Genomic DNA, 25,319 nt, shown 5'->3' with positions numbered 1-25,319 from the left:
TAGCCGACCGCTTTCGCCGCGCCGCGGAGGAAATGCGCTCCCTCGTACTACCCCCGACGCCGGAGCGAGCAGGCGCCAGCCCTACTTCGCCGCTTCTGCGCAACCCTTGTAATCCGTATTCCCGTAGCGGAAGGCCGCGGTGAACGCGTATTGCGTGTCGGACATGCCGTCGCTGCATTCGCCACGACGGATATCCAGTTCGAACGCGGTACCAGCGTCCGTCCCTTCGTAGCGGATGCCATCGGCCTGCAGCGTGTGCTGCCCGGTCAGATGCTTGCCGACCTGGTCTTCCATCGTGGTGAAGTGCAGGGTGTCGCCGTCCACGCGTATGCCCCAGAACGGCTCGGTGCCTACGACCCGATAGGCGAGCACCGGTTCGCCTTCCTGCCCCGGGCCGCGCTTGCCCTGCGGGGGCGGTGTATCGGTCGCTGGCGTCGGCGGCGTGGGCGCTGCTGGCGATTCGGGAGTCGGCTGGGGGTCCGGCGCCGTGCAGCCGGCGATGCATACCAGCGCGAGCGCGCACGCGAACGAGACAACCGCAGCGGTACGTGACATGTCGGACTCTCCTGGAATCGGCATCGGCCCACCAAGCCTGCGCGGGGACACGTTAAGAGGAACTGACGGCCTGCAGGCTGCGCAGCTCGTCCTCGTCGAACCCGGCCGCCAGGCGTGCCTCCAGGTTGAACGGGCCGTGCAGGGCTCCGCCGGCGTGCTCGCGCAGCAGGCGCCGGAACTCGGCATGCGGTTCCAAGCCTTCGCGCTCGCAGAACCAGCGGAACCAGCGCGAGCCGGCGGCGACGTGCGCGACTTCCTCTCGCAGGATCACCTCCAGGATGTCTGCGGTCGCATCGTCGCCGAGGGCGCGCAGCTTGACGATCATGCCGGGTGTCACGTCCAGTCCGCGCGCCTCCAGCACCCGCGGCACCAGCGCCATCCGCGCCAGCCCGGAATGCGCCGTCTTTTCCGCCATTTCCCACAGACCGTTGTGCGCGTCGAAGTCGCCGTAGTCGTGCCCAAGCTGGCGCAGCCGATCGCGCAGCATCACGAAATGCCGGGCCTCGTCGTTGGCAACGCCTACCCAGTCCGCATAGAACCTTTCGGGCAGGCCACGGAAGCGGTAGACCGCATCCCAGGCCAGGTCGATCGCATTGAACTCGATATGGGCAATGGAGTGGACGAACACCGCGCGCCCGGCTTGCGTTCCGAAGCCGCGTCTGGGGAGATCGCGCGGATGCACCAGTGTCGGTTTGGGCGGGCGTCCGGGCATGTGGATGGGTTCGGGCGCGGCACCGTTGTCGTCGATGTCCAGCTCACCGCGCTGGAACGCCTGCGCGGCGGCGAAGGTCGACGCGACCTTGGCTTCGCAGGTCGCGGCATCCAGGCAGGTCCTGGCCGTGGCGAACAGCCGTGTCGCAGGAGCGACGTGAGTCGCGAGCTGTTCGCGCGTTCCGGTCAGATGCTCGCGACTCACGTCGCTCCTACACGCAGGGTGTCAAAGCGCCAGCCGGCGCTGGCGCTTCGCATCGTCCGAACGCAAGCGCTTGAGCCCCTCGAAATAGCCTGGCTCCACGCCGGTCACGTACTCGCCACTGAAGCAGGACGAATCGAACACGCGGCCCGGAAACTTCGGCCCCGCGACTGCGGCTTCCAGGTCGGCCAGATCCTGATAGACCAGCCAGTCGCAGCCGATCATCCGTTCGATCTCGTCCTCGCTGCGACCGTGCGCGATCAGTTCCTCGGGCGTGGGCATGTCGATGCCGTAGATGTTGGGGTAACGCACCGGCGGCGCGGCGCTGGCCAGGTAGACCTTGCGCGCACCGGCGTCGCGCGCCATCTGCACGATCTGGCTCGAGGTGGTGCCGCGCACGATCGAATCGTCGACGAGCAGCACCACGCGGTTGCGGAACTCCAGCGGGATCGGATTGAGCTTGCGCTTGACCGATTTCGCGCGCTCGCCCTGCCCCGGCATGATGAAGGTGCGGCCCACGTACCGGTTCTTGATGAAGCCCTCGCGGTACTTCACGCCGAGTACGTTGGCGATTTCCAGCGCCGAGTCGCGCGAGGTATCCGGAATCGGGATCACCACGTCGATGTCGTGATCGGGCCGCTCGCGCAGGATCTTCTCGCCCAGGGTCACGCCCATGCGCATGCGCGCCTTGTGCACCGAGATCTCCTCTATCATCGAGTCCGGGCGCGCGAAATAGACGTACTCGAAGATGCACGGCGCGTGCTGCTGCGGTTCGGCGCACTGCCGCTCGTGCAGCTCGCCGCGCGCGGTGACCACGATCGCCTCGCCCGGGCGCACGTCGCGCACGCGCTCGAAACCGAGGATGTCCAGCGCCACCGATTCCGAAGCGATCGCATACTCGGGGCCCGCATCCCCCAACCGGCGACCGAGCACCAGCGGACGGATCCCGTGCGGATCGCGGAAGGCGACCAGGCCCAGCCCCAACACCGTGGCCACCACCGCATAGCCGCCGCGGGCACGGCGGTTGACGCCTTCCACCGCGCGGAACGCGCTTTCGGGCGTGAGCGCCTTCTGCATGTCCAGCTCGTGCGCGAACACGTTGAGCAGCACTTCCGAATCGGACTGGGTGTTGACGTTGCGGCGGTCCTGTTCGAACACCTCGCGCCGCAGCGCATCGGTGTTGATCAGGTTGCCGTTGTGCGCCAGCGCGATCCCGTAAGGCGAATTCACGTAGAACGGCTGCGCCTCGTCGCTGCCCTCGCTGCCCGCGGTCGGGTAGCGACAGTGGCCGACGCCGACCTTGCCTTCGAGCAGGGTCATGGCCTTGGCGTCGAACACGTCGCGCACCAGGCCGTTGCCCTTGTGCACGCGCAGCTGGGTGCCGTTGACGGTGGCGATGCCGGCGGCATCCTGGCCGCGGTGCTGCAGCACGGTCAGCCCGTCGTACAGCTGGGCTGCGACGTCCGAGGTGCCGACGATGCCGACGATGCCGCACATGTGTGTGTTTGCTCCTCGCGCTCAGGGATGTGGGCGCACGATGCCGCTGACGCCGGCTTTCGCGCTCAGCTGCGCGCGCAGCTGGTCGGCTTCGGCACGGCTGAGCACCGGGCCCACGCGCACGCGGGTGAGCGCACCCTTGTCGCTGTTGACCGTTTCGGTGAAGGCGGTGAAACCGGCAGCGCGCAGGCGATCGCGCAGCTTCCCGGCTTCGGTGGCGTTGCCGAAGGCGCCGACCTGCACTGCGAACCCGGTACCGGAAGCGGCGGGCGCGGACGCAGGCGCTGCCGGCCTGGGAGTTTCTGTCGGCGCCGTCGCCACCGGCGCGGTCGCAGGTTTCGGCGCTGGCGTTTCCGCTGGCAGGGGCTCGGTGGTCACCGCCGCTGCGGCCGGCTTGGCGACCGGTTGCGAGGTACTGGCGGCGGGTGCGGTTGTGGCGGCTGTGCCCGCATCGGCATCCAGCACCACCACGCGGGCGCCCACGTCATCGCGCACGTGCGCGGCGCGCAGGCGCGCGGCTTCGGCGTCGGCGCGGGTGGCATAGGGCCCGATGCGCACGCGCCAGGCGCTGCGACCATTGAGCGTGGTCTGCTCGCTGTAGCCCGGCAGCTGCGAGCCGCGCAGGTGACCGACGACGGTGCCGGCATCGGCGCGAGTGGCGTAGGAGCCGAAATGCACGGCGTAATCGCCGCCCACCACGCTGGGTGGCTGCATCGGCTCGGCGCCGGCGTCGGCCGTGTCGACGGTGGGCAGCCTTTCCCCCGCCGGCGGTGCGGGTGTTGCGAGCGCGCCCTCGTCCCCCGCCTGCGGGCTCACCAGCGGCAGGTCGCGGGTTTCCATTCCGCTCGGCGGCTGGTTGGGGATGTCCAGCGGCACGTCGGAAACGCCGCTGTCGGGCGCCGGGCCCTTCACCAGCATCGGCAGGAAGATCACGGCCAGCGCGATCAGCACGGCAGCGCCGACCAGGCGCTGTTTCGTCGGAGTATCCATCGGCACTCGCTCGGTCGTGGGGCGATCTGAAGGCGTGCGGAATTATACGCGTGGCCTGTCGTGCCCCGACTGCGGGCCGGGTGCGAACCTAGGTCCGGTTCAGCGCCTGCAACGCCTCGGCCGCCGCATGGAAGGAGCCGAACACCAGGATGCGGTCGCCGGCACGGGCCTGGGCGCGTGCGGCGTGCAGGGCCGTCGCGACATCGACGTACCGCTCCGCGGAGGCCGCCGGGGTCCCCGCAAGACGCGACGCGAGTTCATCCGCGCCCAGACCACGCGCACCGGCCGCCAGCGAGCTGGCCAGCAGCCAGGCATCCACCTGCGCCGCCAGCCCCGCCACCACCGCCGCATGGTCCTTGTCCGCAAGCGCCGCGTACACCGCGATGGTGCGCCCGATGCAGGGCCTGGCGAGCAGTGCGGCCGCCAGCTCGCGCGCGGCTTGCGGATTGTGGCCGACGTCGACGAGAACCTCGATCCCATCCAGAGCGAACCGCTGCAGGCGCGCATTGATATGCACCTGCGCCACGCCACGCATGAAGGCCTCGTCGGGGATGTCCTCATCAAGAGAACGCAGCGCGGCGATCGCGGTGGCCGCATTGCGCAGTTGCACCGGCGCCGCCAGGGGCGGCATCGGCAGCTCGAGTTCGAAACCAAGCTCCCGCCAGCGCCATGTACCGACACCTTCGGCGGGCGGATCGACGAAGAAGTCGCAGCCGGCCCGGATCGCCGGGGCGCCGATGGCATAGGCATGCCGCAGCACGCTGGCCGGCGGATCGTCCTCGCCGAGCACGAGAGGCTTCCAGGCGCGGGCGATGCCGGCCTTCTCCAAGCCGATCGCCTCGCGCCCGGCGCCGAGCCAGTCCTGGTGATCCAGGTCCACCGTGGTGACCACGGCCACGTCCGGATCGATGAGGTTGGTCGCGTCCAGGCGCCCGCCCAGACCGACTTCCAGGATCGCCAGGTCAAGCCCGCTATGGCCGAACAGCCATAGCGCGGCGAGCGTGCCGTATTCGAAATAGGTGAGCGACACGGGGCGATCCTGCTCTGCGGGAGCAGCACCTGTCGTCTCGCCCGACATCCGGTCCGGAGCGCCGGGCGGCCGCCCCAGCCGCGCCGCTTCCACGGCTTCGAATGCGGCCACCAGATCCGCATCTGCGGCTTCGACGCCGCCGATCCGTACGCGCTCGTTGTAGCGCAGCAGATGCGGCGATGTATACGCGCCGACCTTCCAGCCGGCCGCGAGCGCGATGGATTCGACGAAGGCGACCGTCGAGCCCTTGCCGTTGGTGCCGGCGACGGTGATCACGTGACGCGCCGGCTTGGCCAGCTGCATGCGCCGGGCGACTTCGCGCACCCGGTCCAGGCCCATGTCGATGGACTTGGGGTGCTGGGCCTCGATGTAGTCCAGCCAGTCGGCGAGGGTACGTGTCATGCTCGATCGAAGCGGCGGATTTCACGGCGAACCAAGCCAGGTTCCCGCAGGCTGCAGCGCCAAAGTCCGCCGTTCACAGCGCCCGGTGCACGGCCTCGCCAAACAGCGGCGTGTGGTGCGCGCAGTCGTTGAGGCGGACCACGTCGAGATGTTCGAGGTCCGGGCCTTCCAGCAGGTTGAGCGTGGTCGGCGCCTGGCGGAAGGTCCACAACTTGGCGAACGGAATCCCGAGCACGTGGCAGAGCAGCACACGATTGACCGCATCGTGGGCGACGACCAGCAGGGTGTCGCCATCGCCCAGGCCACGTGCCGCACGCGCGAGCGCCGGCCAGGCGCGTTCGAAAACGTGTTGCAGGGACTCGCCCTCGGGCATGAGGACTTCGTGGGGCGCGTCGCGCCAGGCCTGCAGGCGCTCGGGATCGCGCTCGCGGATCTCGCTGGAGAGCAGGCCTTCCCAGGTGCCGTGCGCGATTTCCTTCAACCCCTCGTCGGTGGTCAGCATCGCTGCGCGCTCCGGCCCCAGCGCGAGCTGGGCGGTGTGGAACGAACGCGACAGCGGCGAGGAGACGGCGCGGTCGATCGCCACGTCCCGCAGGCGCGCGCCCAGGGCGGCCGCCTGCGTTTCGCCCACGGGCGACAGCGGGATGTCCTCCTGCCCCTGGTAGCGGCCTTCGGCATTCCAGGGCGTTTCGCCGTGGCGGGCAAGCAGGATTCTCATGGATCGACGCAGTGGACCGGGCGCGGCAGGTTATCAGAGCGCTCGCTGGGGTGGCTGACTGCCGGTTGCGGCTGGCAGTCAGCGGTTCGGCATACGCCTGGAGGACACGACGCCGCCCCGGCTGCTGGCGGCCCCCGGCGCTTTGCGCGACGATGCCCACCCATCCCGCGGAGCGTTCCCCATGCCACAGGCAAAAGGCAGGTTCGAAGTGAAGCGCACGCCGCAGGGCGCCGTCGACCTGGGCGGCGGTGCGGAAGCGGGCCACTTCCGCTTCGACAAGACATTCGAAGGGCCGTTGCAGGCCGCCAGCGTGGTCCACATGCTGGCCGTCGGCACCGCGGTCGAGGGCTCGGCCGCATATGTCGCCATCGAACGCGTCAGCGGCACGCTCGACGGTCGAAAGGGCGTGTTCTTCGCCCAGCACAGCGGCGTGATGGAGCGTGGCAAGCCGTCGCTGTCGCTGACCGTGGTCCCCGACTCCGGCACCGACGGGCTGCAGGGCCTGAGCGGCAGCATGCAGATCGAGATCGTCGACGGGCAGCACTTCTACACCTTCGACTACGAAGTGCGGCCGGAGTGAGGCTGTCGCATTGCCGGCGGGCGAACTTCAATTCGCTTCGCGAAGGTCGGTCAGCGCAAGGACAGTCCCGCAACCGCTAATCGGCAGGCAGGTTCATTTCCTTTAGCAGGTGCGGCGCCGGATACACCTTGGCCAGCAACCAGCGCAGATAGCGCACATCCACGTGGATCGCACGCTTGTAGCGTGGGTCGTACATCCAGCTGGCGCTGACGGCCTCCCAGTTGCTGTCGAAATTCAGGCCGATGAGCTTGCCGTTGGCGTCGAGCACGGGCGAACCGGAATTGCCGCCGGTGGTGTCGAGATTGGTGAGGAAATCGACGGTCTGGGTCTTGAGCCGCGGGTCGGAGGTGCTGCCGAAATCGCCCTTGACGATTGCATCGCGCAGCGCCTGCGGTGCATCGAACGGGGCCTGGCCGGTGTGCTTTTCGAGGATGCCCTGCACCGTGGTCACCGGCACGTAGTCCACGCCATCGCGCGGCGACATGGGACTGACCTTGCCATAGCTCACCCGCAAGGTGGAGTTGGCATCGGGATAGACCGCGCGGCCCTGGGACTTCCGGTAGGCGATGAGCGCGCGCATATAGGCCGGGCGCAGACGCATCAGCTCGCCCTGGCGCTGCTTGTCGGTGTCTTCTCCACGCAGCACCGCGGGCATCAGCTTTGCCGCCGCCTGGAGCAGCGGGTCGTCGCTGTTCCCAAGCGCCTGGGCGTCGGCCGACATCCAGCGCAGGCGCTGGTCCTCCGTGCCGAGTTTGGTGCCCGCGTACAAGGTGTCCAGCGCGGCTTTGGCTTGGACTTCGTCCTGGCCGAAGAGCGCGTCGACCTCGGCGATGCGCTGGTCCGCCGGCAGCGCGCGATAGCGGCGCAGCAGTTCGGCCAGCAGCGCCTTTTCCACGGTCGCGTCGTAGCGGCGCTGCACCTGTTTGAGCTGGCCGTCGATCAGCGCCTCGTCGCGCTGCTGGTAGCCGGTCTCGCGCTGCGCGTCGGGCTTGCCTCGTTCGGCGGCCAGGCGCTGCAACTGCAATGCGCTCTTGAGCAGCTGCGTCTGCGTGCGCATCAGGCCAAACAGCTGCTCGCGTTCGCGCTCCGCACGAGCGGAGTCCAGTACGGCCTGCGCGGCAGCAATGTCGGCACGCGTGTCCCTGGCATCACGCTGCCCGGCAAGCCAGACCAGCATCGCGGCCTCGTCCTCACCGCGCGTCGGCACCGCATCGCTGCGACGCAGGCCGTCGAGCTCGCCCTGGGCGCGCTTGAGGCTGTTCTTGAGGCTGGCGAGCTGCGCGGCGTAGAGCGTGGTCGTGTCCTTGTTGCCGGAAGTTGCGGTTTCTATGGTCTTGATCATCGCGCCGTAGATTTCGACCCGCGATGGCAGCTGCCATTCCACCTGGTCCTTGAACTCCGAGGCCATGCGGTGGCGGTAGGTAATGCCCGGATAGCCAGCGAGCATGGCGAAATCGCCCACGCCCACCGGGTCGGTGGAGACCTGCAGATGCGCCGGAGGCGCATAGGGCACGTTGTCGGGCGCATAGGCCGCAGGCTTACCGTCCTTGCCCACGTAGGCGCGCAGCAGGGTGAAGTCGCCGCTATGCCGCGGCCACATGAAATTGTCGATTTCGTCGCCGTAGTTGCCGATGGCCTCGGGCGGCGCATAGACGAGGCGCACGTCCTTCAGTTCCAGCTGCTTGATCAGGTAGTAGTCGGTGCCGTAGTACATGCTGGCCACGCTGCAGCGATGCCCGGCGTCGGCCTCGCACTCGGCGACCGCGGCCTTGGTCGCCGCGTCGACGGCGTCGTAGTAGGTGCGCCCGGTCTTGCCGCGCGCGTCGGCCAGGATGCGGCCGGTGACCCGGTCGAAGCCGGTGGTGACCAGCACGCGATAGTCCGGATTCGCCGGCAACTCTTCAGCGCGGCTCGCGGCGATGTAGCCGTCGCCGATCAGGTCGCGCGTCTGGCCATCGACCGACTTGCCCGAGTTGTACTGGATCACGCCGAAGGCGACGTGGTGGTTGGTCAGTACCAGTCCGTCCTTCGAGACGAAGGCGCCCGTCGCACCGCCCACCTTGACCACGGCATTCATCGGTGCCCGGGTCAGGTCGGCCAGATCCTCCGGATCGCCCTTGAATCCGGCTTCCTTCAGCTGTGCGGCGATGTCCGGCAGCTGCGCGGGCATCCACATGCCCTCGTCCGCGCGCGCCTGGCCCGCTCCGATTCCCGCGGACACTGCTCCAGCCGCCATCGCGGCCGCCAACATGCTGATGCGCATGGTCTTTGTTTCCCCTTGAAGATCGTCGGATTCTAGCGACTGGCCGGGTCCTGCCAGCTGCGGATGCGGCCGCGCCGTATAATCCGCCCCCGTTCCGAGCACTCGCAGAGGGCGCATGTCCGCTCAGATGATGAAGGCGCTGGTCAAGCGCGAAGCGGCCAAGGGCATCTGGCTGGAGCAGGTGCCGGTCCCGTCGCCGGGACCCAATGAAGTGCTCATCAAGCTCGAGAAAACCGCGATCTGCGGCACCGACCTGCACATCTATCTGTGGGACGAGTGGAGCCAGCGCACGATCAAGCCCGGCCTGGTGATCGGACACGAGTTCGTCGGCCGGATCGTGGAGATCGGCCCGGGCGTGGGCGGTTATGTACTGGGGCAACGCGTCTCGGCCGAGGGGCATATCGTCTGCGGCCACTGCCGCAATTGTCGCGCGGGCAAGCAGCATCTGTGTCCGAACACCGTGGGCATCGGCGTGAACCGCAACGGCGCGTTCGCCGAATACATCGTGATGCCGGCCAGCAATCTGTGGCCGATCCCCGATCAGATTCCGAGCGAGCTGGCCGCGTTCTTCGACCCCTATGGCAACGCCGCGCACTGCGCGCTGGAATTCGACGTGGTCGGCGAAGACGTGCTGATCACCGGCGCCGGCCCGATTGGGGTCATGGCCGCCGGCATCTGCAAGTACATCGGTGCGCGCAACGTGGTGGTCACCGACGTCAACGACTACCGGCTCAAGCTGGCCGCTGACATGGGCGCGACGCGCGTGGTCAATGTGTCGAACACATCGCTCAAGGACGTGATGAGCGACCTGCACATGGAAGGCTTCGACGTGGGCCTGGAAATGAGCGGCAACCCGCACGCGTTCAACGACATGCTCGATTGCATGTACCACGGCGGCAAGATCGCCCTGCTCGGCCTGCTGCCCAAGGGGGCCGGCGTGGACTGGGACCGGATCATCTTCAAGGGCCTGACCATCCATGGCATCTACGGCCGGCGCATGTACGAGACCTGGTACAAGATGACCCAGCTGGTGCTCTCCGGGTTCCCGCTGGGCAAGGTGCTCAGCCACCAGCTGCCGATCGACGATTTCCAGAAGGGATTCGACCTGATGGAATCGGGCAAGTCGGGCAAGGTCGTGCTCAGCTGGAATTGAAGGTGGTGAGAGCGGCCATGGCGGTTGCCTATTCGATTCGCCATCGCAACTGTTCCTTCCACCAGCTCCAGGCAAGCACGGCGAAGATGGCCGTGAGCCAGAGCGCGACATGCCATTCCAGCAGGTTCTCCAGGCGATCGCGCAACGCATCGGCGGACACGACGTAGCGCACCACCACGCTGGCAAGCCCGAACACCAGGCAGCCCCAGGCCACCACCAGCAGCGGCACGTAGGCATGCGCCGGACGCCGCGATGCCATCCCGCGCAGCACCGTGAGCAGCGCCAGGTACGTCCCTCCGAACCACAGGTAGACGCCATAGCGCCGCAGCAGCTCGTAAGTGCGGCCTTCACTGCCAAGGAAGGTCGCGTACAGCACCAGTGCGAGCGCGGCCACGCCCCCCAGCCATGCCGGCGCCAACCCGTTCGCGCCGAGGCGCCGCATCCAGAGGGCGGCGGTAAGCCAGCACAGCGCCTGCAGCGTCGCCGCCGGCAGCATCAGCATGCGGAACAACAAATTGCCCAGACCATGGCGCGAGGCGCGGCTGATCGAAACGCAGCCATCCAGGTAAGGATTGCAGGCCGGAACCAGCCCCTGCGCGCTCGAGATCCACCAACCCAGGTGCGCCGCGACGAAAGGCAGCAGCGCGCACAGCAGCGCCAGCGGCCACAGCGGAAAGCCGGTGCGGGGCGAGCTCTCGGGACCCATGGGGGCGATGTTAGGGCAAGTGCCAACCACGCGTAGGAGCGACGTGAGTCGCGAGCTTTTTCGCCTGCCCGAGGTTGGAGCCGCTCCTACAGGCTTGCGCAACGGTCCGATGCGGCCGCAGCTACACTCGCAGCGTCATACCACCACCTGCCGACCGCCATGCCGACCGCTTCCCTAACCCAACGCTACGCCGACACCCTCGACCAGATCCGCAGCGCAGGGCTGTTCAAGGCCGAGCGCATCATCACCAGCCCGCAGTCGGCCGAGATCACGCTGGCCGATGGACGCACGGTGCTGAACTTCTGCGCCAACAACTATCTGGGGCTGGCCGACCACCCCGACATCATCGCGGCGGCGAAGGACGCGCTGGACACGCACGGCTTCGGCATGGCCTCGGTGCGCTTCATCTGCGGCACCCAGGATCTGCACAAGCAACTGGAAAGCACGATCGCCGGATTCTTCGGCAAGCAGGACACCATTCTTTACGCGGCGTGCTTCGACGCCAACGGCGGCCTGTTCGAACCCCTGCTCGACGAGAACGACGCCGTCATCAGCGATGCGCTGAACCACGCTTCGATCATCGACGGCGTGCGCCTGTGCAAGGCCAAGCGTTTCCGTTACGCCAACTGCGACATGGCCGACCTGGAGCGTCAGCTCCAGGCCGCCGACGACGCCGGCGCCCGCACCAAGCTGATCTCCACCGATGGCGTGTTTTCGATGGACGGCTTCATCGCCCCGCTGGATGAAATCACCGCCCTGGCCCGCAGGTACAACGCGCTGGTCCATATCGACGAATGCCACGCCACTGGCTTCCTTGGCCCGACCGGGCGCGGCTCGGCCGAAGTGAAGGGCGTGCTCGACCGGATCGACATCATTACCGGCACTCTTGGCAAGGCCATGGGTGGCGCGCTGGGCGGCTTCACCACGGCATCGAGTGAGGTGATCGAACTGCTGCGCCAGCGCTCGCGGCCTTACCTGTTCTCCAACTCGCTGCCACCGCACGTCGTGGCCGCGGGCATCAAGGCCTTCGAGATGCTCGACTCCGCCGGCGACCTGCGCGACCAGTTGGCGCAAAACACGGCCTACTTCCGGGAGCGGATGGGATCGGCGGGCTTCGACATCAAGCCCGGCACGCACCCGATCAGTCCGGTGATGCTCTACGACGCGCCGCTGGCGCAGAAGTTCGCTTCCCGGCTGCTGGAAGAAGGCATTTACGCGATCGGCTTCTTCTTCCCGGTGGTGCCGCAGGGCCAGGCGCGGATTCGCACCCAGATCAGCGCCGCGCATACCCGTGAGCACCTGGATCGTGCGGTCGCCGCGTTTACCAGGATCGGCCGCGAACTCAGCGTGATCTGAACGTCGGCGCGCTCCGCGCCTAGCGGCGGAACGTCTCGACTTCGTCCGCCGTCAGCACGCGCCATTGCCCCTTGGGCAAGGTACCCAACGACAACGCGCCGATGGCGACCCGCACCAGCCGCAGTACGCCGATATCGAATTCGGCGAGCAACCTGCGGATCTGGCGGTTGCGGCCTTCGTGCAGCACCAGTTCCAGCCACGAGTTCTTCCCGCCGGTGCGCAGCAGGGTCGCCGACGTGGCACGCAGCCACTCGCCTTCCACTTCGATGCCATTGACCAGCCGCGCCAGCAGGGACGCGTCCGGAATTGTGTCGACCTGCACGTGGTAGGTCTTGCCCGGCCCGTATTGCGGATCGGTGATACCCGCCGCCCATTGCGGATCGTTGCTCAGCAGCAGCAGACCCTCGCTGGCCTTGTCCAGGCGACCGACCGGAGCGACCCAGGGCAGACCTGCACCGTCGAGGCATCGGTAAATCGTGTCGCGGCCGCGTTCGTCGCTCACCGTCGCCACCAGCCCCCTGGGCTTGTTGAGCATCACGTAGCAGCGCTCGACCGCGACGAGCGGCCGGCCGTCGACTGCAATGTGCTGTTGCGACAAGGCGACCGGCGTATCCGGATCGCGCACGATACGGCCCTCCACCGACACGCGTCCCTGCTCGATCCAGCGCGCGGCCTCGGTACGCGAACACAGACCCCGCTTGGACAACACCCGCGCGAGCCCATGCCGTGGGACCGAAGGCGCGCCCATCAGCTAGAGGACGAACGATGAACAGGCGCAGAAGCGCCACGGCCCGGTTTCCCGGGCCGCTGGCTATCCAAGAGCGACCATCGCCGAATCAGGGCGTGGTCGGAGGCGTGGTCGGCGCAGGCGTCGCGGGCGGCGGCGCCGGCAAGGTGCCGGGCGGGCTGTTGGCAGGCACTGCATTCGCATCCGGCACCGGTGCCGGCGGCTGAGTCGCTCCCGGCGCGGTGCCTGGAGGGAGAGCTGCGGGCGCCGCGGCCGCACCGCCGCCGCGCGCCACACGCACGCCACGCGACTTCATCCATGCACTGAATTCGTCGGCGGTCATGCTCTTGCCGTTCTGGGTCATGTTGAACCGCCACGGCGTATTGTCGAACTCGGTCTTGGGCTTGTACGCCGCCGGGTCGAGCGGATCCACCACGCTCGGGGCAGGCATTACCGCCGCCACGTTCTTGCAGCTTTCGATCCGCATCCGCAGCAACACCTGGTCGACCGACTGCGATTCGTCGTAGGCGCGCGCCAGGACCCCACCTGCGATCCCGAGCTGCTCGGAGGGCGATACCAGTTCCGACGCAACCGGCGCCAGTACCGACGCCCGTAGCGGCATGGTCTTGGGCACCGTCGCGCAATTCATCGATTGCGCCTGGACCCCGCCGGCCGCGGCGAGCAACAACAAGGCGAGGGTCGAACGGTTCATGCGCAGATCCTGTCGTGGTTGCGGCGAGTGTAGGCATCGCGAAAGGGCTCGACAAGTTGCGGCGCCCTCGCGCTTCAGCTTCATAGAGACGATGCATGGCGGAAAAACGAAGCCCGGCGCTAGGCCGGGCTTCGTGTCTTGCTTGAACCTCGCGTCCGTTAGTTCTGGACGTTCAGCTCGGTGCGGCGGTTGGTCTCGCTCTTGCAGCCCGGGAACTCGTCACCCAGGGCTTCCAGCGGACGGCTCTCGCCGTAGCCGTTCGGACCGGTCAGACGGCCAGCATCGACGCCGTTGCTGGTCAGGTAGTCGTACACGGCGCGTGCGCGACGCTCCGACAGACCCTGGTTGTACTCGTCCGTACCGCACTCGTCGGTGTGGCCAGCCACTTCGACGCGCAGATCCGGGTAGCGCTTCAGGATCTCGATCGCCTCGTTGAGGATCGCGATCGCATCCGGACGCAGGGTCGACTTGTCGAAGTCGAAGTTCACGCCCTTCAGGTCGATCGAGACCGGAACCGGGCAGCCGTCCGGACCGATGGTCTGGCCAGCCTGCGAACCGGGGCACTTGTCGTCGCAGTCGTTCACGCCGTCGCCGTCGCTGTCGCTGTCGGCGCAGTTCGGAGCGACCGGGGCCGGGGCGACCGGAGCTTCCGGTTCCGGACCCAGCGGGATGATGATGCCGACCGAGGCCAGCACGTCGCCGTACCAGTCTTCGCCATCGTTCATCTCCGGCGGCGGATCGTCGAGCTCGAGCTGGACGCGGGTGTCATTCAGGCCGACTGCACGATAGGCCAGTTCGGTACGGATACCGACGCGACCCACGTCGCCCTGCACGCCGACACCGAGCTTCAGCGCGGGGGCGCCTTCCTTCTCTTCCCACGGAGAATCCGGATTCGGGAAGTTGTCGCCCTCCATCTCTTCACGCTGGTAGCCGAGGCCGGCCAGCAGGTACGGATTCCAGCTGCGGCCTTCGGTGACGAAGTGGTAACGGGTGTCGAACGAGATGCCGTACTGGCTCCAGTTCAGGTCTTCGTTCGATTCGCGCTTGGCGTTCTGGTAGTTGAGTTCAACATCGAACGACCAGTTCGGATTGAAGAACTTGCCGAAGCCGATGGCGCCGAAGGGCGGATTCTTGGTGTCGCGTTCGCTGTCCTGGATGTTGATACCGGCCGAACCGGTGATGTACCAGCGATCGTCGAACTCCTGCGCCGACGCAACCTGTGCGACGCCCAGCCCGCCGAGCAGCGCAGCACAGAGGAGTTTCTTGTTCATTTTCAGCTCCTTAGATCAGGGTAATTAAAACGGTAAAGCGTGGTTAAACTTGGACGGCCCCACCCACACGCCATCCGGCGCAGGTTAGGTTGAGGGATGTGAAGCCCGTGTTAACACTAGCATAACAGTTCCCCCTGAACCAGCAGCATGACAGATCAGCCCTCGCACAGGGATAGCAGATCGTCTATCCCCATGGCATCGAAGGCCTGAGGATCCTGAACCAAGCCGATCAGCGTGTCTACCGGGGATCCCCCGAGGTGGCCGCGCAGGGCCGCCTCGAACTTGGCCATCAGCACCGGGATACCCTCGGCGCGGCGCTTGCGGTGGCCTATCGGGAAGTCGATCGAGACCTTGCCGGTCGAGGTTCCGTCCTTGAAATGGACCTCCACGGCGTTGCCGATGTAGCGCTTGTCCGGATCGAAATAGTCCTGGGTGAAGCGCGGGTTCTCGACCACCTCCATCCGTGCGCGCAGCGCGTCGATGCGGGGGTCGGCTGCGACGGCGTCGGTGTAGTCGTCGGCGGTCAGACGTCCGAAGATCAGCGGCACCGCCACCATGTACTGGATGCAGTGGTCGCGGTCGGCGTAGTTCGCGAGCGGGCCGGTCTTGTCGATGATGCGGACGCCCGCTTCCTGGGTTTCGATCACGATCTTCTCGATCTCGCCAATCCGGTCCCTGACCTGCGGGTGCAGCTGCATGGCGCATTCGACCGCGGTCTGGGCATGGAACTCGGCCGGGAAGCTGATCTTGAACAGCACGTTCTCCATCACATAGCTGCCGAAAGGCCGTTCGAAAGCGAATTCCCTGCCCTTGAAGGCCACGTCGTAGAACCCCCAGGTCCTGGCGCTGAGTGCGCTGGGATACCCGACCACCTTCTTCTCCACTGCATTGAGGGCGTGGATTACGGCCCGGCGGCAGGCATCCCCGGCCGCCCAGCTCTTGCGTGGCCCGGTGTTGGGGGCATGGCGGTAGGTGCGCAGTACGCCGTTGTCGATCCAGCTGTGCGAGACCGCGGTGATCACCTCGTCCTTGCCGCCGCCGAGCATCGCCGTTGCGACCGCCGTGGACGCCAGGCGCACCAGGATCACGTGGTCCAGGCCGACCCGGTTGAACGAGTTCTGCAGCGCGTAGACGCCCTGGATCTCGTGCGCCTTGATTGCCCAGCCCAGCACGTCGCGCACGCTGACCGGCTTGCCCTGCTTGCGCGCCTGCCAGTCGGCGACGGCCAGGATCGTGCCCAGGTTGTCGGAAGGGTGCCCCCATTCCGCCGCCAGCCAGGTGTCGTTGAAATCGAGCCAGCGCACCAGCGTGCCGATATTGAACGCAGCCTGCGCCGGGTCGAGTTCGAACGAGGTACCGGGCACGCGTGCGCCGCCGGCGATCTCACCCCCCGGCACCAGCGGCCCGAGGTGTTTGACGCAATCCGGAAACTTCATCGCCAGCATCGCGCAGGCCAGCGAGTCCAGCAGCATGTAGCGGGCGGTGTCGAAAGCCTCTTCGGACTCGATCCGGGTGTCGATGACGTAATTGGCGATGTCGACCATGGGTTGGTCGGGGTCGGGACGGGTGGCGCTGCGGATGTCGTGGTGGCCCATGGCTGGCTCGATCGGTCGAAGCCGGCAATTTTGACAGATCGCCAATCCGCACCCCTGCGAACGCATCCACGGAACTTGAGCGAACCGGGCTTTCCCGGCATGGTGCGCGCTCCGTACTGGTCCGTATGCCTACCTGGATGTTGCGCGTGATGCCCGAGCCCTCGCCCTATCCGCACCTGTTCGCGCCACTGGACCTAGGCTTCACCACCCTGCGCAACCGTGTGCTGATGGGCTCGATGCATACGGGGCTGGAAGACCACAAGCGCGACTTCCCCAGGCTCGCGGCCTACTTCGCCGAGCGTGCGGCGGGCGGGGTCGGACTGATCGTGACCGGCGGCTTCGCCCCGAACGTCGAGGGCTGGCTCAAGCCGTTCGCCGGCAAGCTGTCCTGGACGTGGGAGACCCGCAAGCATCGCCAGGTCACCGAGTCGGTGCACGCGAACGGCGCGAAGATCTGCCTGCAACTGCTGCATGCGGGGCGCTATGCCTACCACCCGCTCTCGGTGGCGCCATCCAGGCTCAAGGCCCCGATCAATCCGTTCACGCCGCGCGCCCTAGGCACAAGCGGCGTCGAACGCCAGATCGGCGCGTTCGCCCATGCCGCGCGCCTGGCGCGCGAGGCCGGCTACGACGGCGTCGAGATCATGGGTTCGGAAGGCTACCTGCTGAACCAGTTCACCGTGGCCCGCACCAACCGGCGCAGCGACCGGTGGGGCGGCGATGCGGCCGGCCGCATGCGCTTCGCCGTGGAGATCGTGCGCCGTACGCGCGAAGCCTGCGGGCCGGACTTCATCCTCATCTACCGCCTGTCGATGCTCGACCTGGTGGAAGGCGGAAATGATCACGACGAGATCGTGGCCCAGGCGCAGGCAGTTGAGTCCGCGGGCGCCAGCATCATCAACACCGGCATCGGCTGGCACGAGGCTCGCGTACCTACCATCGCCACATCGGTCCCGCGCGCCGTCTTCGCCGGCGTCACCGCCAGCCTACGCCCGCACGTGGCATTGCCGCTGGTGGCGACCAACCGGATCAACATGCCCGACGTCGCCGAGGCGATCCTGGCCGGCGGCGGGGCTGACCTGGTCTCGATGGCGCGTCCGCTGCTGGCCGATGCCCAGTGGGTCGAGAAGGCGCGCAGTGGACGGGCCGACCGCATCAATACCTGCATCGCGTGCAACCAGGCGTGCCTGGATCGGGTGTTCGAGAACAAGAAGGCGAGCTGCCTGGTGAACCCGCGTGCCTGCGCCGAGACCGAGTTGCGTTACCTGCCGGTGGATACGCGCAAGCGCATCGCCGTGGTGGGCGCGGGGCCGGCAGGCCTGGCCTGCGCGACCGTCGCCGCCGAGCGCGGTCACCGCGTCACCCTGTTCGATGCGGCCGGCGAGATCGGCGGCCAGTTCAATCTCGCCAAGCGCATCCCCGGCAAGGAGGAATTCCACGAGACCCTGCGCTATTTCCACCATCGGATCGCGGACACGGGAGTGGAGCTGCGCCTCGGGGCGCATGTTGGCGTCGACGCGCTCGATGGCTTCGACGAGGTCGTCGTCGCCACCGGCGTGCGCCCGCGCACGGTCGATTTCGCCGGGCACGACCATCCCAGCGTGGTCGGCTATCTCGACGTTCTCGAAGGCCGCGTGGTCCCCGGCGCGCGCGTGGCCATCGTCGGCTCCGGTGGCATCGGCTTCGACGTGGCCGAATTCCTCGCCGTTCCCGCCGGCGAGTCGCCGACCCTGGACCCTGCGCGCTGGATGGCCGAATGGGGCATCGATCCGGAGTTCGCCAGCCGCGGCGGGCTGGCGCCCCCGCGGCCGGAACCCGCCGCCCGCCAGCTCTGGCTGATGCAGCGCAGCGCAGGCCGACCGGGCGCGCGCCTGGGCAAGACGACTGGGTGGATCCACCGCGCCACGCTCAAGGCCAAGGGCGTGCGCATGCTCGGCGGCGTGGAATACGTAGCCGTGGACGACGATGGCTTCCACGTCCGGGTGGATGGCGTCGCGCAGGTGCTGGCAGTCGAACACGTCGTCGTCTGCGCAGGTCAGGAATCGCGCCGGGAACTGTTCGACACGCTGCGCGCGGGCGGACGCCAGGCACATGTCATCGGCGGTGCGGATATCGCGGTGGAGCTGGACGCCCGACGTGCGATCGATCAGGGCAGTCGGCTCGCGGCGCAGCTTTGACTGCACGTACAGCACAGCGAGAACCGAACAAAAACTCCAATCGAATCAAATGTTTTTGATTTGACGTTCAGCCTCGATTGGGTTTCGCCACGCTACCGTGCGCGCACTTTCCGGCCCGCCACCCTGCGGGCCACCGACGCCGGTCCGCACTCCATCGGATGCCCGGCGCCCGGGCAAAGGCGCCATAGAGCCGCCGCCCTCCCCAACACGCCATGACGCAGGACGCCCCGGATCACCGCGGGCGCCCGTGCGCCGCAACGGAGCAAGGAGCAAGACGTGAAACTCGCCTGGATCCTGTGGCTGGCCTCGGTCCTGCCGCCGCAAACCGCAGACTCGCTCTGCCTCAGCGCCACCCTGTACCTGGAGGCCCGGGATCAGTCCGTCCGCGGCCAGAAGGCCGTAGCAGAAGTGGCATTGCGCCGGGAGGAAAGCGGCCTGTGGGGCGATTCGATGTGCGACGTGGTCACCGCGCGCAAGCAGTTCGCGCCGACCCTGGTCCCGCCCGGCACCCGCCTGAGCAACACAGAGGCATGGGCGCAGGCCGTCACCGTCGCGCTCGAGGCCGAGCAGAACTGGGCGCTGCCGCCGGGCGAACGCAAGGAGATCGTGCCCGGTGCGAGCCACTTCCTGGCCCATTCCATTGCCAGCCCGAGCTGGCGCAACGCCTACCAGGTGGCGACCATCGGCGATCACACCTTCCTGCGGGTGCAAAAGCTCAGGCCACGGCAAAGCTAGACCGAGCCTGGCGCGTCGGCTGCGATGTCGCGTTGATCGCGCTTATCGCGGCGACAGAGCGCGTCGTCTAGGCGCTGTCCCGTTCGTTCCACAGGCGCGCCATCTCCAGGTATGTAAACGATGCCGACCAGGTGATCAGCAGCAGCCCGGTCAGCGCCTCGCACCCGCTCAGCACGCGGACCGCGCCCATCGGAGTCAGATCGCCGAAACCCAGAGTGGTGAACGTCGTCGCGGAAAGATAGAACGCGTCGAACAGGGTCTCCACACCTCCCACCCCGACCACCGAGCCGGCGCCGGGTACATGCAGCAAGCCCCACAGCGCCAGGCCGAAGCACCAGATCTCGACGACGTGCAGGGCCAGCAGCGCAAAGATGATTTTCAGCATCGTGCCGCGATCGCCGGTGATGTCGATCTTCCTGCGCGAGTAGCGCCGCGCCAACCAATGCACGCCTTCGTAATGCACGACCACCGCCGCGGCGCTGGCCACACCGGCCGTCAGCGCAGCCAGCAGGTAAACGCCGAAGGAATCCGTCGGGATCAGCCAGCCCATCGCAGAGCCATCAACGCTGCCCGATCGGGACGTATGCGCGGTCTTCGGGTCCGGTGTAGTTGGCGCTGGGCCGGATGATCTTGCCGTCTTCGCGCTGCTCGATCACGTGCGCACTCCAGCCGCTGGTCCGCGCGATCACGAACAGCGGCGTGAACATCGGCGTCGGCACGCCCATCATGTAGTAGCTCGATGCGCTGTACCAGTCCAGGTTGGGAAACATCTTCTTGGTATCCATCATCAGGTTCTCGATGCGCTCGGACACGTCGAACAGGACCTGATTGCCACCTTCGGCGCAGAGCTTGCGGCTGATCTGCTTGATGATCGGGTTGCGCGGATCGCCGATGGTGTACACCGGGTGACCGAAGCCGATGATGATCTCCTTGCGCTCCATCCGCGCGCGGATGTCGGCTTCGGCCGCTTCCGGCGTCGCGTAGCGGCTGATGATCTCCATCGCCACCTCGTTGGCACCGCCGTGCTTGGGCCCACGCAGCGCGCCGATAGCGCCGGTGATGCAGCTGTACATGTCGCTGCCGGTGCCGGCGATGACCCGCGCGGCGAACGTCGAGGCATTGAACTCGTGCTCTGCATACAGGATCAGCGATTTGTCCATCGCGTCGGCATGCAGCGCGCTGGGCGGCTCGCCGTGCAGCAGATGCAGAAAGTGCGCAGCGATCGTGTCGTCGTCGGTCTCCACATCGATGCGCCGCCCGTTGCGGGTGAAATGCCACCAGTACAGCAGCATCGAGCCGAAGCTGGCCATCAGTCGGTCCGCGATGTCGCGCGCTTCCGGCGCCGGATGACCGTCGCGTTCGGGCAGCACCGTGCCCAGCACCGAACAACCGGTACGCATCACGTCCATCGGGTGGGCGCTGGCCGGCACCAGCTCCAGCGCTTCCTGCACGATCGCCGGCAGGCCGCGCAGGCGTTTGAGCTTGGCCTTGTAGGCCTGCAGTTGCGAGGCGCCGGGCAGGATGCCATGCACCAGCAGGTAGGCGACTTCCTCGAACGTGGACTGCGTCGCCAGGTCGTGGATGTCGTAGCCGCGGTAATGCAGGTCGTTGCCGCTGCGGCCCACCGTGCACAACGCCGTATTGCCGGCCGCCGTGCCGGACAGCGCCACGGACTTTTTCGCCTTCAGCAGGATCTGGGCAGGTTCGCTCATCGGGTGGATCTCCACTTGAATGGGGCAGCTCGGACTGTCCGGTCGCAGACCCGCACCTCGTTGTCACCGTTGTATCGGAAAAAAGACCCGCAGCATGCGCAGACAAGGGTTGCTGCGGGACTAAGAACGCGCCGGCGGAGGCGACAGGGGGAATTCATGCGCGACGCTCCGTTCACTCCGTCGGCCGACTAACTCTTGCCTTCTCCGCGTGCGAACAGGGCATCGAGCTTCTGCTCGTACGCGTGGTAGTCGAGGAAATCGTACAGTTCATCGCGCGTTTGCAGCGTGTCGACGATGCGCTTCTGGGTGCCTTCCCGGCGCACGGTTTCGTAGAAGTGCAGCGCGGCCTTGTTCATCGCGCGATAGGCGCCGCAGCAGTACAGGGCGATGTCGACGTCGGCCTCGCGCAACTCGTCGGTCGTGAACAACGGGGTTGCACCGAACTCGGTCAGATTGGCGAGGATCGGTACCTTCACCGCAGCCTTGAAGCGGCGGTAATCGTCGAGCGTCTTCATCGCCTCGGGGAAGATCATGTCCGCGCCGGCTTCGACATAGGCCACGGCACGCCCGATCGCAGCATCCACGCCCTCGCTGGCCGCAGCATCGGTGCGCGCCATGATCACGAAGGTATGATCGGTGCGCGCGTCGACGGCCGCCTTCACCCGGTCGACCATCTCGTCAGCCGGCACCACTTCCTTGCCTGGACGGTGCCCGCATCGCTTCTGTCCGACTTGGTCCTCCATGTGCACCGCGGCGACGCCGACGCGCTCGAAACTGCGGATGGTGCGGGCGATATTGAAGGCCCCGCCCCATCCGGTATCGATGTCCACCAGCAGCGGCAGTCCGGTCGCATCCACGATCCGGCGTGCGTCGGTGAGCACGTCCTCCATGGTGCTGATGCCTAGGTCAGGCATGCCCAGCGAGTTCGCGGCGACACCGCCGCCGGACAGGTACAGGGCGCGGTAGCCGACGCGCCTGGCCATCAGACCCGCGTAGGCGGTGATGGTGCCCATAACCTGCAGCGGAGACTCGGCTGCGACGGCGGCACGAAACCTGGCGCCGGCGGATCCGGTTGCGGAAGTGCTTGGCTCGGACATGGGTGTGTTCCAAGTGGCGAGGCGACCTGTCGGCCGCCCCGATCGATCAGAGCAGATGCGCCACGCCGGCGCGCTCTTCCTCGAGTTCGGCCAGCGTCTTGTCCATGCGCTCACGGCTGAAGGCATCGATCTCAAGGCCCGTCACGCGCGTGTACTCGCCGTTCGCCGTGGTCACCGGCACGCCGTAGATCACGCCTTCCGGAATGCCGTAGCTGCCGTCGGAGGGCACGCCCATCGTGACCCACTTTCCCTTGGAGCCCAGCGCCCAGTCGCGCACGTGGTCGATGGCGGCATTGGCCGCCGAGGCGGCCGACGACAGGCCGCGCGCCTCGATGATCGCGGCGCCGCGTTTGCCAACGACCGGGATGAAGGTATCGGCGTTCCAGACTTCATCGCCGATCTTCGCCTTGAGCGACTGGCCGTTGACCGTGGCGAAGCGATAGTCGGGATACATCGTCGGACTATGGTTGCCCCAGACGATCAGTTTCTCGATGTCGGCCACCGGCACGCCGGCCTTGCCGGCGAGCTGGCTCAACGCGCGGTTGTGATCCAGCCGCAGCATGGCGGTGAAGTTCTTCGTGGGCAGGTCGGGCGCGGATTTCATCGCGATATAGGCATTGGTATTGGCCGGATTACCGACCACGAGCACCTTCACGTTGCGGCTCGCGACTTCGTTCAGCGCCCTGCCCTGCTCGGTGAAGATCTTGGCGTTCTCCAGCAGCAGGTCCTTGCGCTCCATTCCCGGGCCGCGCGGACGGGCACCGACCAGCAGCGCATAGTCGGCGTCTTTGAATGCGACCTTCGGATCCTCGCTGCCGACCATGCCGGCGAGCAGCGGGAAGGCGCAGTCCTCGAGCTCCATCATCACGCCCCTGAGCGCGGCCTGGGCCTTGTCCAGCGGCAGTTCGAGCATCTGCAGGATCACCGGCTGGTCCTTGCCGAGCATTTCGCCCGAGGCGATGCGGAACAGCAATGCATAGCCGATCTGGCCGGCGGCGCCGGTGACTGCGACACGGACGGGGGCTTTCATGGAACGACTCCTGGAAAAGACTTGCGGCGCACGTGGCGCCGCAATGGTTGGACGAACGGGGATTCAGGCCAGCTCGGAGCAGAATTCCTGGACGCGCTGCAGACCCGGGGCCAGCTGCGGCGTCGGGCAGGTATAGCTGATGCGGATCGCGCGCGGTTCGCCGAAAGCCGAACCCGGGACGCAGGCGACGCCCTTGGCATCCAACAGTGCATTGCAGAAATCGACATCGTTGGCGATCGCCTTGCCCTGGTGCGACTTGCCGAAGGCGAAGCTGATGTCCGGAAACGCGTAGAACGCTCCCTGCGGACGCGGACAGACGAGTCCGGGAATCGACAGCAACGCTTCCATCACCTGGTCGCGCTTGGACTGGAACTCTGCGCACTTCGCCTGCGGCACGTCCTGGGGACCGGTCAACGCAGCGACGGCGGCGGCGGTGACGATTTCGGGGATGTTGGTGATGTGGTTCGAATTCATCGTGGCGACCGCGCTGGCCACCGCTTCGGGACCGGCCATGAAGCCGACCCGCCAGCCCGGCATGCCGTAGGTCTTTGACAGCGAGTCGATGAAGATCACGCGATCGCGCAGTTCCGGTCGCAGATGCAGGAAGTTGTGATAACCCACCCCATCGAACACCATCCGGTTGTAGATGTCGTCTGTCAGCACCCAGGTATCGGGGTATTTCGCCACCACATCGGCCAGCGCCGCGATTTCATCGCGCGTGTACACCATGCCGGTCGGGTTGGACGGGTTGTTGAACAGGAACACCTTCGGCTTCTTCGCCAGCGCAGTCTCCAGTTGCGCCGGCGTGAGCTTGTAATCCTGCTCGGGCGGACAGGGCAGCAGGTCGATCTTCGCGTTGACGATCTCGGCGATGTCGAGATAGCTGGTCCAGTACGGCGTCGGGAACGCGATGGTGTCGCCTTCGTCGAGCAACGCCTCGGCCAGGTTGTAGATCACGTGCTTGGCGCCGATGCCGGTCGAGACGTTGGCGCGGGTGTAACCCGTCAGACCGACCTTCCCCGCATGGGCCAGAAAGGCATCGACCAGCGCGTCCGCGCCGCGGTTGCTGCCGTACTGGCCGCTATCCTTCGCCAGTGCCTCGCGCGCGGCCGCATAGACATGCTCACCGGGGAGGAAGTTGGGTACGCCGATCGAGAAACTGATGATGTCGCGCCCTTCGGCTTTCAGGCGCTTGGCGGTTTCGGCAACCAGCATGATCGCGCTGGGCTTGGCGCGACCGATGCGCCGGGCGAGCTGGGGCATCGAGAGACCTCGTGAGGTGGGCCCGGGGCGAATTCGCCGGGCCCGGATTAGGGTGAAATATTAACACAGGGACCCGGAGCTTCCGGGCCTGCGGGCGGCGCGGAATCCATCCGCGCACCCGCTGAAAAACACTCCGGTGGCGCCATGCTGCCGGCGCGACTGGCCTGTGCGAGCCGCATGATTTCAACGAGGTATACGGGCGCAGCGTACAAATCGATCGCACGCCTACCCGGCGCAGATCAAGCCGCCAGGATACGGTTCCACTCCGCGACCCGGTCGGCCTTCGCCGCCAGCGCCGCCTCGGCATCGCCTTCGATCTTCACCGACCGGATCGCATCGCCCTGCTTCACCGCGTCGACCACGTCCAGGCCTTCGACCACCTTGCCGAAGACGGTGTGTTTGCCGTCCAGCCAGTCGGTCTTGATGTGGGTGATGAAGAATTGGCTGCCGTTCGTGTCGGGACCGGCATTGGCCATCGACAGCACGCCGCGCTCGTGCCTGACGCCGTTGTTGGTTTCATCCTCGAAGCGGTAGCCGGGACCGCCGCGACCGGAGCCTTCCGGGCAGCCGCCCTGGATCATGAAATCGGGGATGACCCGATGGAAGTTCAGGCCGTTGTAGAAGCCGCGCTTGGCCAGGTTGACGAAATTGGCCACGGTCAGCGGTGCCTTGTCCGGATACAGCTCCACCTTGATGGCGCCGCGCTCGGTGTCGAAAATGGCGTGCAGGGGCATGGGATTCCTCGGCTGGATGTGAACGACGGGCGCCGGGACCACTTTGCCGCAGCGCAGCACGCTATAATACGCGGCTTTCCCAGCCTCTTGCGCCGGCCCGCAG

At 66.9% G+C, this 25,319-nt stretch carries 22 protein-coding genes and 1 pseudogene; 5 read left to right on the top strand and 18 right to left on the bottom strand.

The features are described 5' to 3' along the window. Positions 1–81: 81 nt before the first annotated feature. From MC375_RS09200 to MC375_RS09175, 6 genes are all read right to left on the bottom strand, one after another. On the bottom strand, positions 82–555 hold the full coding sequence (locus MC375_RS09200; protein WP_242103054.1) for a hypothetical protein: 474 nt from the start codon (positions 553–555) through the stop codon (positions 82–84). 52 nt (positions 556–607) lie between these two features. Continuing rightward, positions 608–1,405, bottom strand: coding sequence for a ferritin-like domain-containing protein (locus MC375_RS09195; protein WP_242103186.1), 798 nt, complete (start codon positions 1,403–1,405; stop codon positions 608–610). A gap of 87 nt (positions 1,406–1,492) precedes the next feature. Then, positions 1,493–2,965 (bottom strand): amidophosphoribosyltransferase, encoded by a 1,473-nt coding sequence (gene purF / locus MC375_RS09190; RefSeq protein ID WP_242103053.1) that lies wholly within the window; start codon positions 2,963–2,965, stop codon positions 1,493–1,495. A 21-nt stretch (positions 2,966–2,986) separates the two neighbouring features. Then, entirely contained in the window at positions 2,987–3,955 is a 969-nt protein-coding gene (locus MC375_RS09185) for an SPOR domain-containing protein (RefSeq protein ID WP_242103052.1), read from the bottom strand. A gap of 88 nt (positions 3,956–4,043) precedes the next feature. Continuing rightward, positions 4,044–5,387: a folylpolyglutamate synthase/dihydrofolate synthase family protein gene (locus MC375_RS09180; RefSeq protein WP_242103051.1), complete on the bottom strand. Its 1,344-nt coding sequence runs from the start codon at positions 5,385–5,387 to the stop codon at positions 4,044–4,046. A gap of 73 nt (positions 5,388–5,460) precedes the next feature. Beyond that, a complete protein-coding gene (locus MC375_RS09175) occupies positions 5,461–6,105 on the bottom strand; it encodes a histidine phosphatase family protein (protein WP_242103050.1) in 645 nt (214 codons plus the stop codon). A gap of 181 nt (positions 6,106–6,286) precedes the next feature. Here MC375_RS09175 and MC375_RS09170 point away from each other — a divergent pair, with 181 nt between their 5' ends. Next, positions 6,287–6,685: a DUF3224 domain-containing protein gene (locus MC375_RS09170; protein ID WP_242103049.1), complete on the top strand. Its 399-nt coding sequence runs from the start codon at positions 6,287–6,289 to the stop codon at positions 6,683–6,685. A 76-nt stretch (positions 6,686–6,761) separates the two neighbouring features. Here MC375_RS09170 and MC375_RS09165 read toward each other — a convergent pair whose 3' ends face one another. After that, positions 6,762–8,936, bottom strand: a complete 2,175-nt coding sequence (locus MC375_RS09165; RefSeq protein WP_242103185.1) for a S46 family peptidase — start codon at positions 8,934–8,936, stop codon at positions 6,762–6,764. 142 nt (positions 8,937–9,078) lie between these two features. Here MC375_RS09165 and tdh point away from each other — a divergent pair, with 142 nt between their 5' ends. Then, complete coding sequence (gene tdh / locus MC375_RS09160; RefSeq protein ID WP_242103183.1) at positions 9,079–10,101, top strand: L-threonine 3-dehydrogenase; 1,023 nt, start codon at positions 9,079–9,081, stop codon at positions 10,099–10,101. Between the two features lie 28 nt (positions 10,102–10,129). Here tdh and MC375_RS09155 read toward each other — a convergent pair whose 3' ends face one another. Then, positions 10,130–10,807, bottom strand: a complete 678-nt coding sequence (locus MC375_RS09155; protein ID WP_242103048.1) for a hypothetical protein — start codon at positions 10,805–10,807, stop codon at positions 10,130–10,132. Positions 10,808–10,966: 159 nt separating this feature from the next. Between MC375_RS09155 and kbl the strand changes: the two genes are divergently transcribed. Then, entirely contained in the window at positions 10,967–12,163 is a 1,197-nt protein-coding gene (gene kbl, locus MC375_RS09150) for a glycine C-acetyltransferase (protein ID WP_242103047.1), read from the top strand. Between the two features lie 19 nt (positions 12,164–12,182). On the opposite strand, the gene MC375_RS09145 is transcribed toward kbl, so the two are convergent. From MC375_RS09145 to MC375_RS09130, 4 genes and pseudogenes are all read right to left on the bottom strand, one after another. Then, the gene (locus MC375_RS09145; RefSeq protein WP_242103046.1) at positions 12,183–12,911 is read right to left on the bottom strand and encodes a pseudouridine synthase; all 729 of its coding nucleotides are present in this window, start codon (positions 12,909–12,911) and stop codon (positions 12,183–12,185) included. Positions 12,912–13,080: 169 nt separating this feature from the next. Further along, positions 13,081–13,602: pseudogene (locus tag MC375_RS09140) on the bottom strand (hypothetical protein); the annotation flags it as partial. 158 nt (positions 13,603–13,760) lie between these two features. Beyond that, positions 13,761–14,873: an OmpA family protein gene (locus tag MC375_RS09135; protein WP_242103044.1), complete on the bottom strand. Its 1,113-nt coding sequence runs from the start codon at positions 14,871–14,873 to the stop codon at positions 13,761–13,763. 155 nt (positions 14,874–15,028) lie between these two features. Further along, entirely contained in the window at positions 15,029–16,468 is a 1,440-nt protein-coding gene (locus MC375_RS09130; RefSeq protein WP_277929419.1) for a bifunctional 2-methylcitrate dehydratase/aconitate hydratase, read from the bottom strand. A gap of 149 nt (positions 16,469–16,617) precedes the next feature. Here MC375_RS09130 and MC375_RS09125 point away from each other — a divergent pair, with 149 nt between their 5' ends. Together MC375_RS09125 and MC375_RS09120 are read left to right on the top strand one after the other, a co-directional pair. After that, positions 16,618–18,645 carry an NADPH-dependent 2,4-dienoyl-CoA reductase gene (locus tag MC375_RS09125; protein ID WP_242103181.1) on the top strand — a complete coding sequence of 676 codons (2,028 nt, stop codon included), beginning with the start codon at positions 16,618–16,620 and terminating at the stop codon, positions 18,643–18,645. A gap of 276 nt (positions 18,646–18,921) precedes the next feature. Then, complete coding sequence (locus MC375_RS09120) at positions 18,922–19,380, top strand: cell wall hydrolase (RefSeq protein WP_242103043.1); 459 nt, start codon at positions 18,922–18,924, stop codon at positions 19,378–19,380. 67 nt (positions 19,381–19,447) lie between these two features. Here MC375_RS09120 and MC375_RS09115 read toward each other — a convergent pair whose 3' ends face one another. The 6 genes from MC375_RS09115 to MC375_RS09090 form a co-directional block, all read right to left on the bottom strand. Then, on the bottom strand, positions 19,448–19,930 hold the full coding sequence (locus MC375_RS09115; RefSeq protein ID WP_242103042.1) for a potassium channel family protein: 483 nt from the start codon (positions 19,928–19,930) through the stop codon (positions 19,448–19,450). A 10-nt stretch (positions 19,931–19,940) separates the two neighbouring features. Then, on the bottom strand, positions 19,941–21,092 hold the full coding sequence (gene prpC / locus MC375_RS09110; protein ID WP_242103041.1) for a 2-methylcitrate synthase: 1,152 nt from the start codon (positions 21,090–21,092) through the stop codon (positions 19,941–19,943). Between the two features lie 188 nt (positions 21,093–21,280). Then, positions 21,281–22,189, bottom strand: coding sequence for a methylisocitrate lyase (gene prpB, locus MC375_RS09105; RefSeq protein ID WP_242103040.1), 909 nt, complete (start codon positions 22,187–22,189; stop codon positions 21,281–21,283). Positions 22,190–22,235: 46 nt separating this feature from the next. After that, the gene (locus MC375_RS09100; protein WP_242103039.1) at positions 22,236–23,219 is read right to left on the bottom strand and encodes a malate dehydrogenase; all 984 of its coding nucleotides are present in this window, start codon (positions 23,217–23,219) and stop codon (positions 22,236–22,238) included. 63 nt (positions 23,220–23,282) lie between these two features. Then, positions 23,283–24,482, bottom strand: a complete 1,200-nt coding sequence (locus MC375_RS09095; protein WP_242103038.1) for an aminotransferase class I/II-fold pyridoxal phosphate-dependent enzyme — start codon at positions 24,480–24,482, stop codon at positions 23,283–23,285. Positions 24,483–24,721: 239 nt separating this feature from the next. Then, positions 24,722–25,216 (bottom strand): peptidylprolyl isomerase, encoded by a 495-nt coding sequence (locus MC375_RS09090; protein WP_242103037.1) that lies wholly within the window; start codon positions 25,214–25,216, stop codon positions 24,722–24,724. Positions 25,217–25,319 lie beyond the last annotated feature (103 nt).

The organism is Lysobacter sp. M2-1, assembly GCF_022662495.1.
In the GTDB taxonomy this organism is placed as follows: Bacteria; Pseudomonadota; Gammaproteobacteria; order Xanthomonadales; family Xanthomonadaceae; genus JAKPBU01.
The sequence above is the reverse complement of the archived record's forward strand: the minus strand, read 5'-3'. Positions and strand labels throughout refer to the sequence as shown.